General features: G+C 63.3%; 11 protein-coding genes. 5 read left to right on the top strand and 6 right to left on the bottom strand.

What is annotated here, in order from left to right; translation table 11 throughout:
• Positions 1 to 97 precede the first annotated feature (97 nt).
• Positions 98 to 1,081 (top strand): heme o synthase, encoded by a 984-nt coding sequence (locus tag QM609_RS27885; RefSeq protein ID WP_003944994.1) that lies wholly within the window; start codon positions 98 to 100, stop codon positions 1,079 to 1,081.
• Positions 1,082 to 1,137: 56 nt separating this feature from the next.
• Here the strand turns inward: QM609_RS27885 and QM609_RS27880 are convergent, their stop codons facing one another.
• Entirely contained in the window at positions 1,138 to 2,103 is a 966-nt protein-coding gene (locus QM609_RS27880) for a quinone oxidoreductase family protein (protein WP_050656349.1), read from the bottom strand.
• An 83-nt stretch (positions 2,104 to 2,186) separates the two neighbouring features.
• On the opposite strand from QM609_RS27880, the gene QM609_RS27875 reads away from it, so the two are divergent.
• The gene (locus tag QM609_RS27875) at positions 2,187 to 2,549 is read left to right on the top strand and encodes a hypothetical protein (RefSeq protein WP_003945032.1); all 363 of its coding nucleotides are present in this window, start codon (positions 2,187 to 2,189) and stop codon (positions 2,547 to 2,549) included.
• Positions 2,550 to 2,612: 63 nt separating this feature from the next.
• On the opposite strand, the gene QM609_RS27870 is transcribed toward QM609_RS27875, so the two are convergent.
• The 5 genes from QM609_RS27870 to mptB form a co-directional block, all read right to left on the bottom strand.
• A complete protein-coding gene (locus QM609_RS27870) occupies positions 2,613 to 3,587 on the bottom strand; it encodes a COX15/CtaA family protein (RefSeq protein WP_179090768.1) in 975 nt (324 codons plus the stop codon).
• A gap of 89 nt (positions 3,588 to 3,676) precedes the next feature.
• Entirely contained in the window at positions 3,677 to 5,071 is a 1,395-nt protein-coding gene (locus QM609_RS27865) for a hypothetical protein (protein ID WP_230793247.1), read from the bottom strand.
• Positions 5,072 to 5,118: 47 nt separating this feature from the next.
• Positions 5,119 to 5,955 carry an ABC transporter permease gene (locus QM609_RS27860; protein ID WP_371684328.1) on the bottom strand — a complete coding sequence of 279 codons (837 nt, stop codon included), beginning with the start codon at positions 5,953 to 5,955 and terminating at the stop codon, positions 5,119 to 5,121.
• Positions 5,956 to 5,969: 14 nt separating this feature from the next.
• Positions 5,970 to 6,911 carry an ABC transporter ATP-binding protein gene (locus tag QM609_RS27855; RefSeq protein WP_007727917.1) on the bottom strand — a complete coding sequence of 314 codons (942 nt, stop codon included), beginning with the start codon at positions 6,909 to 6,911 and terminating at the stop codon, positions 5,970 to 5,972.
• Positions 6,908 to 8,662: a polyprenol phosphomannose-dependent alpha 1,6 mannosyltransferase MptB gene (gene mptB, locus QM609_RS27850; protein WP_003944776.1), complete on the bottom strand. Its 1,755-nt coding sequence runs from the start codon at positions 8,660 to 8,662 to the stop codon at positions 6,908 to 6,910. Before mptB ends, QM609_RS27855 begins: the two co-directional genes overlap by 4 nt.
• A 217-nt stretch (positions 8,663 to 8,879) precedes the next feature.
• Here mptB and QM609_RS27845 point away from each other — a divergent pair, with 217 nt between their 5' ends.
• The 3 genes from QM609_RS27845 to QM609_RS27835 all read left to right on the top strand — a co-directional run.
• Entirely contained in the window at positions 8,880 to 9,539 is a 660-nt protein-coding gene (locus QM609_RS27845) for a helix-turn-helix transcriptional regulator (RefSeq protein ID WP_003944857.1), read from the top strand.
• Between the two features lie 155 nt (positions 9,540 to 9,694).
• A complete protein-coding gene (gene sufB, locus QM609_RS27840; protein ID WP_003944799.1) occupies positions 9,695 to 11,155 on the top strand; it encodes a Fe-S cluster assembly protein SufB in 1,461 nt (486 codons plus the stop codon).
• Positions 11,155 to 11,987: SufB/SufD family protein (locus QM609_RS27835; protein ID WP_283337627.1), on the top strand; the 833-nt coding region annotated here is incomplete at its 3' end. The genes sufB and QM609_RS27835, both read left to right, overlap by 1 nt.

Genomic DNA, 11,987 nt, shown 5'->3' with positions numbered 1-11,987 from the left:
CTCAATGGCTGCGGTCTACCATCGTTCGTAGTAGAGAACAGTGTCAGCAGTGTGTCGTGAAGAGTTAGTGCGGTAACGCGTGGTGCAAGGAGAGAACGTGCGGACAGGGCAACAGCCGAGCGGACATGGCTTCGGCAGCCCAGGTGCCGCCCCGCGGGCGACCAATACCGATACGGTGTGGGGTCGCGCAACGGGCAAGGTTCTGGCTTATATCGCGCTCACGAAGCCGCGAGTGATCGAATTGCTGTTGGTGGCAACCATTCCGGCAATGCTGCTGGCCGATCGCGGAACAGTCGACATCGTTCTGATCCTCAGCACCCTCTTCGGTGGCTGGATGGGCGCGGCGAGTGCGAACTCGCTCAACTGCGTCGTCGACGCCGACATCGACAAGGTCATGAAGCGCACGGCGAAGCGTCCGCTGGCCCGCGAGGCGGTGCCGACGCGCAACGCGCTCGTCTTCGGGCTCCTTCTCGGACTCGCGTCGTTCCTGTGGCTGTGGTGGCGAGCCAACCTCTTGGCCGGCATCCTCGTCGTGATCACGATCGCGTTCTACGTCCTCATCTACACGATGGTTCTCAAGCGTCGTACCTGGCAGAACGTCATCTGGGGTGGCGCAGCCGGATGTATGCCCGTCCTCGTGGGCTGGGCAGCTGTCACCGGGTCGCTGAGCTGGCAGCCCGTCGTGCTGTTCCTGATCATCTTCTTCTGGACGCCGCCGCACACCTGGGCGCTGGCGATGCGATACAAAGAGGACTACAAAGCTGCCGGTGTTCCCATGCTTCCGGTGATCGCCACCGAAGAGCACGTCACCAAGCAGATTCTGTTCTACAGCTGGGCAATGGTCGTCACGACGCTTGTCCTCGTCCCCGCGTCGGGCGTCATCTACGCCGCAATCACCATCGTCGCCGGTGCGTGGTTCCTGCTCATGGCTCATCAGCTGTACCGCAGCGTTCGCGGTGGTGCTCAGGTCAAACCGCTCCGCCTGTTCCTGCAGTCCAACAACTATCTTGCGATCGTGTTCGTCGGCCTCGCCGTCGACTCGGTTCTCGGACTCCAGACGATCAGCGACATGCTCAGCTGATTCTGCTGTGCGCCTTTATTAACCGCGGGCGGTTAATAAAGGCGCACAGCACTTCGCTAGGGGATCAGAACGATCGACCCGGTCGTTGCTCTACCTTCCAGATCCCGATGCGCTGTTGCCGCATCGGCGAGGGGATACTCGGCGCCGACGCGAATATCGAGTTTCCCGGCCGCAATGGCGTCGAAGACATCGCCGGCACGCCAGGTCAGTTCCTCTCGAGTGCGAATGTGATGCGCGAGCGTCGGACGCGTCAGGAACAGCGAACCCGACGAATTGAGCCGCTGCGGGTCGACAGGCGGAACCGGTCCACTGGCCGCACCGAACAAAGCGACCGTGCCGCGGATGCGCACGGAAGCCAAGCTCGAATCAAAAGTTGTCGCGCCGACGCCGTCGTATGCCGCCGCTACTCCTTCGCCGCCGGTCAACTCCCGGACTCGCGCTGCGATGTCCTCGTCGTACCGCAGAACCTCCGAGGCACCGGCGCCGCGCGAGAGTTCTTCCTTTGCATCCGATGACACAGTCGTGATGACCTTCGCCCCGAGGCTGACGGCCATCTGCGTCAGGATCAACCCGACGCCGCCCGCGCCTGCGTGCACGAGCACGGTGTCGCCGCTCTGGATCGGATACGTCGACTTCGCGAGGTAGTGCGCTGTCATCCCCTGCAGGAGCGCCGACGCTGCGGCCGATGCCGGGACACCGTCAGGCACTTTCACGGCGACTGCGGCGGGAACAGCCACCTTCTCGGCATAGCTGCCAGTGGCAGCGGCCCACGCGACCCGGTCGCCCACGGCGAATTCGTTGACCTCGGAACCGACAGCTTCGACGACACCGCTGCCCTCGTCGCCGGGAATGTAGGGGAGCGGACGCTTGTACTGGCCCATTCGGAAGTACGTGTCGATGAAATTGATGCCGATCGCTTCGGTCTTGACGAGTAGATCGCCTGGGCCTGGTGTCGGTTCGGGTTGTTCGGTCAGAGTCAGAACCTCTGGTCCGCCGGTCTCGGTCACGTAGATGGCTCGCATGGTTTCTGTTCTACACCCGAGGCGGCCGACGCTCAGTCCATGCCTGGTGTCGCTTCCGGGCTACCGACCAGTATTGTCGAGTCATGAGCACCGATACCGAGAAGTCGGACGCCACCCCGTCCGCGCCGGAACTGCCGAAGTCCACGGTGAACGCCATCACCAAGTTCGTCGCCGAGCACGGCGGCTCCGCCAGCGCCGTCATCCAGCCGGTCGGCCTGGCCGGCGTTCGCATCACCCTCGTAGGTGCCGACGGCATCCTCGGTGATCAGGTCGTCGAGGACCTCGCCACGGCAAACGCGGTCGTCGCGTCCTTCGACAACGTCACCGTCGCCGAGTGGGAGCGCGAACTGACTAGCATCGTCACCCCGCAGGAAGGCCATTTCAAGAAGATGGCCGGTTGGGTCGCCAACCAGACTCGGTTCCCGAAAGCTCGCAACGAATCCTGAAATGACGTGTGGGGCGTAGGAACACCTTTTGGTGTTCCTACGCCCCACACGTGTCTTGAAGCGTCAGACAGCTGGTATCGGCGAATTGGTCGGCGTGTACTGGCGGGTCTTACCCGCAGCCCAAACTGCTGCGGTCGCAGCCGTGCACAGTCCTGCACCGGCGACGTGCATGATCACCAGAACTTCCGGCACATCGGTGAAGTACTGCACGACACCGATGAGCGACTGCGCGAGGATCAGTCCCAGCAGGACCTTCAGACGGATCTTCACGGCTGCGGATGTCCCGACCGCATACAGGCCGAAGGTCAGACCCACGACCAGCGCGAGATATCCGACCAGAAGCTGTGAGTGCAGATGGACGAGCGTCACGATCTCGATCTCCAGGCGAGGCACCGTCCGGTCCAGTCCCTTGTCGCCGGCGTGCGGGCCTGCGCCCGTTACGAGAGTTCCAGCGACCAAAACGCCGGCGAGCGCGACACCTGACAGCGCGGTAAGCCAGCGCATCGGCTTCGGCATCACGACCAGAGTTGTTGCTTCGTCGGGTTCCGCGATCTTCGCGTACATCACCGTGGCAACCCAGACCATCAGCATCGACGCAACCAGGTGAATGGCGACCGTCCACCACAGCAAGCCTGTGAGGACGGTGATACCGCCGATCACTGCCTGAACGACAGTGCCGAGCGGCATCATCCAGGCGTAGACAAGCACTTCTTTGCGTCGGCGAGCGCGAGTCACCGCAAGCACGATCGCAGCGGCGACGATGACGACCAGGAAGGTCAGCAGGCGGTTGCCGAACTCGACGGCTTGGTGAATCACCGCGACCTGTCCGTGGCCGACCGGGACGAAGCTACCGGGGAAGCACTGCGGCCACGTCGGGCAACCGAGTCCCGAGTCCGTCACGCGCACCACCGCGCCGGTGACAGCGATGCCGCCCTGCGTCAGGATCACGATGAACGCGATGATTTTCTGCGTTTTCAGCGAGGGGAGAGGTAGTCGATCCACCAAGCGTAAAAATCCGGCATACACACGATTCACCACGCCAACGATCGTAGTTCCCCATCAACTACACAGTGTCGTTGGGGCCAGCTCGCTCCGCGCCTGCCCCGCGTCGTTGGGGCCAGCTCGCGTCAGTTCGCGCGAACTCGCACGATTCCCGAGATCGTTCCCTGGAAGTACTCGCCCGACTCGGTGATGAGTGCAGACATCTGAAGGGTGTCGTTGAGGATCGTCGACGGCAGCGGAGTCGAACCGATCTGCGACCCGTCCTTCGAGTCGATCACCGCGAAGGAGTAACCGTCCAGCGGAGAGGTGTTCGGAGCACCGTCCCGTGTCACCGTGTAAATCGAGCCGTCAGCCGTCGAGAGGTGAGGTACCGCGGAGCTACGAATCGTGTTGTCCCACACGACATGGCAGCCGACCGGATCGATGTCGACGCGGGTCATTCCGCCGTTGAAGGGTGCCGTGGCGGGGACCGCTGGACCGGCACCTTCAGGAGTCGTGGGGTACGGGTATCCGTAAGTGCCGGCGACGTAGACGGAATGACCGATGCCGACGGGGGAGTTCTCGCTGCCGCTCGGTGAGCCGTCCTGGCTGGCAGCGGACAACACCGGCTGCGTGCACACCTCGGCGCCCGTGTCAGCGCGATAGACATGCAAGCTCACTGTCGGGTGGGCGTTGTCGACGATGGTCAAGAAATCGCTGCCCGTCGACGGGCCGAAGTATGTCGGCGTCGATCCGGTTCCCCAGCTGAGCTGACCCGGATTACGGGCCGGCCCGCGGTCGTACGGCTGACGCCAGTCGATGACGACCTCGTCGCCATTTCGCTTCAGTTGGTAGAGCGCGTGGGTCGTTGCGACAGCAGTGCCCGTCGGGGAGGTGGAGATGCTGTTCTGCACCTGTTCACCTTCGGGGAGCGCAATGCTGTGCGCGATTCGATCCGCGCCGACATACCCGACGGTGCCGTGCCCGGTGGCGAACCAGACATTGCCTTCCCAGTCCGGAGCGAGGCCGGTGACGTTGTCGTCGGCGGCAACCGCACCACTGAGATCGATGACATCCGCGAGTTCCAGCCGCCAACTGCCGTCCGGATTCTGCGCATGGGAAATGCGGACCAGTTGACGGTTTCCGTCGACGGCTACGAGACGGTTCTCGTTGTCGAGGTAGGCGTAGACGCCGCCGAGCAGACTGCCCTTCGCGAGCGGCAGTTGTGCTACGGATCTACCCAACGGCGTGGCGTCGGCCTTCGGATCGATCAAATGGATGGTCGGGATCTGGCCGATCATCGTCGTGCAGAGCGAGACGACCATGCCGTCGGAACCCTGGAGGACCGTCGGGCAGGCGGCCATCATCGGGAAAGCAGTCACCTCGTGTGGGCCGGTTCCTGGACCAGGCAGCGGAGTGACGTCGGACGAGCCCGCGTCACCGTGCATGGTGGAAGTACCGACGGGACCGAGGTACGGATTTGCAGGTGCGAGTGGACCGGACACCGAAGGGGTCGCCGTTGCGGGTCCGGCACACAACATGACTGTTGCGGCCACACAGCCGACGATCTGAGCTGTCCGTCGTGTACTCACGTGAACTTGAACCACCTTGCTGCGCAGACTCCGGCCACTGCGGCCCAGATGAGAAGTACGAGAATCGAGAACCAGTCCATCGAGGTGTCGAGGGCCGCTTCGAGTGCGTGTGCGAGAGCGCCGGACGGAACAATGCGGACCAGCGTGTGGACGGCGGTCGGAAGTTCACCACTGGCGAAGACCACACTGCCGATGCCCACCATGATGAACCACAGGATGTTGGCGAGAGCGAGAACGATCTCTGCTCGCAAAGTACCGCCGAGCAGTAGGCCAAGCGCTGCAAATGTGACAGTACCGATGGCAATGACCACTGCGCCGAGTACAAGTTCGACGAATGACGGACGCCATCCCAACGCCAAACCGATAGCGCCGAGCAAGAGTGACTGCAGAGCCACGACGATGATGACGGCAGCGCTCTTGCCTGCGATGATTCCCCACCGCGGTAGCGGCGTTGCACCGAGTCGCTTGAGCGCGCCGTATCGGCGGTCGAATCCGACGGCGATGGCCTGTCCGGTGAACGCCGTCGACATCACGGCAACCATCATGACACCAGGGAGCACGGTATCGACCCGAGAATCGCCCAAATCGCCGATCGGAAGTAGACACAGTCCGATGAGCAGGGTGATCGGGATGAACATGGTGAGCAGCAATTGCTCACCGTTGCGGAGCAGAAGAGTCAACTCCAGTTTGGTCTGCGCCGCCAGCATCTTGGCCGCCGAATTGGGGCGGGGATCCGGCGAGAAGGTGCCTGGCTCGAAGCGGTTCTCGGCGAGTCGCCGGTCTCTGGCAACGCTGATGGGACTGCTCTGGCCGTTCGACGCTGTTTCGTTCATGACCTTGATCTCCGTCATCCCCTCAGTTCCCGGCCCGTCAATTCGAGGAAGACGTCTTCCAGACTCCGTTGATCGACGCGAATGTCGTTGATCAGCACGTCCTGATCGGCACACCACGTTGCGACAGTCGCCACGGTTGCCGGATCGATTGCACCTTCGACGACGTAGGTGCCGGGGTTGGATTCCTCGATGCGGAACCCGGCGAGTGAACCGGCCAGCGAATCGAGGCTCAAACCGGGAACCGTCGTCAGACGGAGTTGTCCTTCGGCGCCCTTGCTGGTGACCTCCGCCGGCGTTCCCGACGCGACGATCTTGCCGTGGTCGATGATGACCAGTTCGTCGGCGAGCGCTTCGGCCTCGTCCATGAGGTGTGTGGTGAGCAGGACGCTCACGCCGTCGCGTCGCAGAGCGTCGATGAGTTCCCACACGAGCAGGCGCGCCTGAGCGTCGAGGCCGGCGGTGGGTTCGTCCAGAAATACCAACTCGGGACGCCCGACCAGCGCGCACGCCAGGGACAGTCGTTGCTGCTGGCCTCCGGAGAGGCGGCGGTACGGGGTCTTGCGCGCATCGGTGAGGCCGAGTTTGGAAAGGAGCCAGGCGGGATCGAGCGGGTCGGCCGAGTATGCGGCCACGAGGTCGAGCATTTCCCCGGCCTTGGACCCGGGGTACGCGCCGCCGCCCTGCAGCATGACGCCGATTCGCGAGCGGACTTCACCGGAGTCGGCGATGGGGTCGAGACCGAGCACTCGAACCGTGCCGGCATCGGGGGTGACAAACCCTTCGCACATCTCGACGGTGGTTGTCTTGCCGGCTCCGTTGGGGCCGAGCAGGGCAACGACCTGGGCCGTCTCGACAGTGAGATCGATACCGTCGACGGCTCGAACACCGTCGAAGGACTTGACGACACCCTGGATCTGTACCGCCGGCGTCGACGATCTGGAGGCTCTCGAGGTCACGGGGAATCAGCGTAAGCCCCCGCCGAGTTGTCTTCGTCTACCGGTCCGCCTTTCGTGATCTCCGCTACTGGCTTGTCGCTACGCCAGGGGAGTGAATTGCGGGTGAAGACGATGAGCGTTCCGGCGGTGAGGATGGTCGCGATGACGGCCTGCACGATCATGAACGGAAGGTATTCGGCGCCGTTGGACATCAACATGACGCTGACGATCGAGGTGAAGACGACGGCAGGGATGCGGAAAATCGGCGCGGTGGCCCACGCCGCCAACGGAAGGATCGCCCACAGCAGGTACCACGGCTGAACGACGGGGAACAGGAGAACGATCGCGCCGAGCGCGATGCCGAGTCCGCCGACCGGATGGATGCGGCCCATGTAGACCGAGATCATCATCCGTGCGGTGACGAGCATGGCGACGAGAGTAGCGATGGGCCGCGTGATCGTGAGGATCGCCGTCGTGTGATCGCCGAGTCCGAGCAGTACGCCTGCCAATCCCGTGCCGACGCCCAGGAGCGTCGGGATGGACATCCAACTCCGGACTGCCGTGGCGGTGTCGAGGGTGTTGATCCAACCCATACCGAGCCCACTGGCCACGCTGATGACAAACGTGACGACAGCGGCAACGATGCCCAGGAGAATCGCGGCTCCCGCCAGGGCTTTCCAGGTTCCACCCCAACGCCGAGCCAAGGCCATGCCGACAAATCCCAGCGCAAGCAAGGACGGAATTTTGACGGTCGACGACAACGCGATCAAACCTGATCCCGCAACGAGATAGAACAGCGCTCGCCCTCGGATGGGCCCGGACCCTTCGACTGCGCGGAGGGCGATCTCGATTCCGGCGAGCATCAACCCGAGCATGAGCGCTTCGTTGTGGATGCCGGCCACCAAGTGGAAGAGCAACAGCGGGTTCGCGGCACCGAGCCAGAGCGAACTGACGGCAGAGACACCGCATCGCTTGGCCAGTCGCGGTATCGCCCACACGATGAGCGCGACGCCGGCCAATGCGAGCAAGCGGTGCAAGAAGATTCCGGCCACGATGTTGTCGCCGGTCAGTGAGCTGATCCCGCGTCCCAGCCACAGGAAGAACGGACCGTACGGAGCCGGGGTGTCGCGCCAGATCGTCGGAACCGTGCGGGTGAGAACGTGGTCGACGCCCAGTGCCGCCTTGGGGCCGATGGCGTACGGATCGAGTCCACGGGCCGCGATTTCGCTTTGAGCCAGATACGAGTAGACGTCGCGGCTGAACATCGGCGGTGCGACCGAGAGCGGCAGGATCCACAGCAGGAGTGTGCGGTCCAACTGGGAACGGGTCATGCGCCGCGGTGCGCCGGAACGGCTGCGTATGTCCCCGACTGCAAATCGGCCCATCATCAGCCAGGCCAGAACGACGAGCACGGTTCCGGTCATCGTCATGGTGAGTGAGACCGTCGGCATACGTCCGGGAAGGCTGAGGACTCGAAGTCCTGCGGTCGGATTCTGCAGGACGGGTTGTGCGCCGGCGCCGAGCGCTCCGACTGCCATCAAGACCGCGCCGGTTGCGCCGAATCGGCGAATCCCTCGCAGTTGTGCGGTTTCCTTCGCGTTCAGGCCCGGGCGCTCGTCCTCGTCGCCGTGCAGCACGGCGGCCATACTCTGCCGGGGAGCGGAACCGAAAGGCCGAACGCCGATCGTGGAAAGCGCGAGTGCCTTGGGTTTTTCCAGCAGGATCGCGCGCGCCGATCGCGCGGTCGTCGTCTTCTCGGGGGTCTGCGGCACACCAGGCAGCGTAGCGGCTCGATCCAGCCGGACAGACCAGCACAAACAACGTGCGTTGTCCGGATATTCCCGAATGTAATGCAGGTTGCCCTTAGTAGACCTGTGAAAAGAATTCCGTCACACTTGTGTTGTGAAAAGAAATGCGTCAGACCCTCGAAGCAAGGAAGTTGCAGGTCAGCCCACTGTAGCGACCTCGCCTAGTGCTGCCGCAAATCCGGTGACGGTGAGCGTCGAAGGCCAGACCCGGGCCGCAGTGGTCAAGCTGCTACTCGAAGAAGGCCCCATTACCGCCTCCGAAATCGGCACGCGCCTCGGTTTGAGTGCCGCAGGTGTCCGACGTCACTTGGACGCTTTGATCGAGTCCGGGGAAGCCCGAACCGCTTCGGCGGCGTCGCTGCGTCAGCGTGGACGAGGTCGTCCCGCCAAGCAGTTCCAGATCACCGCGACCGGCCGAGGCCGCCTCGGCCACACCTACGACGATCTGGCGGGAGCCGCGATGCGGCAACTCCGTGAAATCGGCGGAGACGCGGCAATCGAGGAGTTCGCCAAGCGTCGGGTTCAGGCGATCGTCGGAGACGTCGAACCGGCTGATCCGACAGATGTCGACAACGTCGAGGCGACAGCGGACGCAATCGCCGAAGCCTTCAACGCGGTGGGGTTCGCGGCGTCGACCCGGCCGGTCGGCAACGGCGTGCAGATCTGCCAACACCATTGCCCGGTTTCCCATGTGGCAGAAGAGTTTCCGGAACTGTGCGAGGCAGAGCAGCAAGCATTCCGGCAATTGCTCGGGACTCATGTTCAGCGTCTGGCGACCATCGCCAACGGTGACTGCGCCTGCACGACGCACGTGCCCCTCGTGTCCACCGGGAGTAGATGACCGGACCAGAGTGTTCTACAGAGCGTTGCCACCGTGCAGCGTTCGAATAGAGATTTTTCAGCTAGTTCTTCAAAGTCAGAACTGCTCGACCACAGCGACCAGCCCTCGCTGAGCCCGAGCAGCCGTCAAGAAACAAGACTCCGGAAGGAGCTCGCATGACCGTCACATCAGACCAGGCGACTACCACTGCGGCAGCAGGCACCGAGCCGCTCACGCAGGAAGAGACCATCGCGTCCCTCGGTCATTACGGCTACGGCTGGTCCGATTCCGACGAAGCCGGAGCCAGCGCGCAGCGCGGGTTGTCCGAGGCTGTCGTGCGGGACATCTCCGCCAAGAAGAGCGAGCCCGAGTGGATGCTCGACATCCGCCTCAAGGCGCTGCGCACCTTCGACAAGAAGCCGATGCCGAACTGGGGCAGCGACCTCGAAGGTATTCATTTCGACAACATCAAGTACTTCGTCCGGTCCAGCGAGAAGCAGGCCGAGTCGTGGGAAGACCTGCCCGAGGACATCAAGAACACGTACGACAAGCTCGGCATCCCCGAGGCGGAGAAGCAGCGCCTCGTTGCCGGCGTCGCAGCTCAGTACGAGTCCGAGGTCGTCTACCACTCGATCCGTGAGGACCTCGAGGAGCAGGGCGTCATCTTCCTCGACACGGACACCGGTCTCAAGCAGCACCCGGAGCTGTTCAAGGAGTACTTCGGATCGGTCATCCCGGCCGGCGACAACAAGTTCTCCGCGCTGAACACCGCCGTGTGGTCCGGTGGCTCGTTCATCTACGTTCCGCCGGGAGTCCACGTGGACATCCCGTTGCAGGCGTACTTCCGCATCAACACCGAGAACATGGGTCAGTTCGAGCGCACCCTGATCATCGTCGACGAAGATGCCTCCGTGCACTATGTCGAGGGTTGCACCGCGCCGATCTACAAGTCCGATTCACTGCACTCGGCCGTCGTCGAGATCATCGTGAAGAAGGGCGGCCACTGCCGCTACACGACCATCCAGAACTGGTCCAACAACGTCTACAACCTGGTGACCAAGCGCACCAAGGTCGAGGCAGGCGGATCCATGGAGTGGGTCGACGGCAACATCGGCTCCAAGGTCACCATGAAGTACCCGGCCGTGTGGCTGATGGGCGAGTACGCCCGCGGTGAGGTTCTCTCCGTTGCGTTCTCCGGCGAGGGCCAGCACCAGGACACCGGCGCCAAGATGCTCCACCTCGCGCCGCACACGTCCTCGACCATCATCAGCAAGTCTGTCGCCCGTGGTGGTGGACGTGCGTCGTACCGCGGTCTGGTGCAGGTCAACAAGGGTGCCCACGGCTCCAAGTCGACCGTCAAGTGTGACGCTCTGCTGGTCGACCAGATCAGCCGAAGCGACACCTACCCGTACGTCGACATCCGCGAGGACGACGTCACCATGGGTCACGAGGCCACCGTTTCGAAGGTCAGTGACGATCAGCTCTTCTACCTGATGAGCCGCGGACTGACCGAGGACGAGGCGATGGCCACCATCGTGCGTGGATTCGTCGAGCCCATCGCGAAGGAACTCCCGATGGAGTACGCGCTCGAGCTCAACCGCCTTATCGAACTTCAGATGGAAGGGGCTGTGGGTTAGTGACCACGCCAGAGACCGGAGTCATCGGAGCTGTTGCCGGGGAGAACCCGACCGCTCCTGTAAAGGGTGCAGCCACAGGCTCACCCATCACGAACAAGGGTGAGCAGTTCTCCTCGTTCGACGTCAATGCTTTCGAGGTTCCCGGCGGACGTGACGAGATCTGGCGGTTCACCCCGCTGCGTCGCCTCCGGGGATTGCACGACGGCAGCGCCGTCGCCAACGGACAGGTCACCGTCGAGGTCGACGGCGGAAGCGACATCACCGTCGAGACCGTCGGGCGTGACGACGCACGTCTGGGCAAAGCCGGCGTTCCCGCTGATCGCATTGCAGCGCAGGCGTATTCGAGCTTCGAGACGGCAACGGTTATCTCGGTTGGTGCCGAGGTCGAGGTCGAGAAGCCCGTTGTGGTCACCATGACCGGCCCCGGAGTCGACAACGTCGCCTACGGACACACCCAGATTCGTCTGGCGCAGTTCGCCAAGGCGACGTTCGTGATCGACCAGCGCGGCAGCGGAACCTTCGCGGAGAACATCGAATTCGTTCTCGGTGACAGTTCGCAGCTGACCGTGGTGGCCATCCAGGACTGGGCGGACGACGCAGTTCACGTGACGTCACACCACGCTCGCCTGAACCGCGACGCAGTGCTTCGGTACACCTCGATCAGCCTGGGCGGCGACCTGGTGCGCCTGTCCGCCACCGTCAAGTACGACGGACCGGGCGGCGACGCCGAACTGCTCGGCCTGTACTTCGCCGACGCCGGCCAGCATCTGGAACAGCGTCTGCTGGTGGATCATTCGCAGCCCAACTGCAAGTCCAACGTGGTCTACAAGGG

It is taken from the genome of Rhodococcus sp. IEGM 1302 (assembly GCF_030056935.1).
Taxonomy (GTDB): Bacteria; Actinomycetota; Actinomycetes; order Mycobacteriales; family Mycobacteriaceae; genus Rhodococcus_F; species Rhodococcus_F qingshengii.
The sequence above is the reverse complement of the archived record's forward strand: the minus strand, read 5'-3'. Positions and strand labels throughout refer to the sequence as shown.

Coding starts and splice junctions, on each gene's coding strand:
- QM609_RS27880 (WP_050656349.1), bottom strand. CDS start 2,103: ATGCGAGCCATCTACGTGACCGAGACCGGCGGACCAGAGGTTCTGACT.
- QM609_RS27875 (WP_003945032.1), top strand. CDS start 2,187: ATGAGCACCGATACCGAGAAGTCGGACGCCACCCCGTCCGCGCCGGAA.
- QM609_RS27865 (WP_230793247.1), bottom strand. CDS start 5,071: ATGTTGTGTGCCGGACCCGCAACGGCGACCCCTTCGGTGTCCGGTCCA.
- QM609_RS27860 (WP_371684328.1), bottom strand. CDS start 5,955: ATGAACGAAACAGCGTCGAACGGCCAGAGCAGTCCCATCAGCGTTGCC.
- sufB (WP_003944799.1), top strand. CDS start 9,695: ATGACCGTCACATCAGACCAGGCGACTACCACTGCGGCAGCAGGCACC.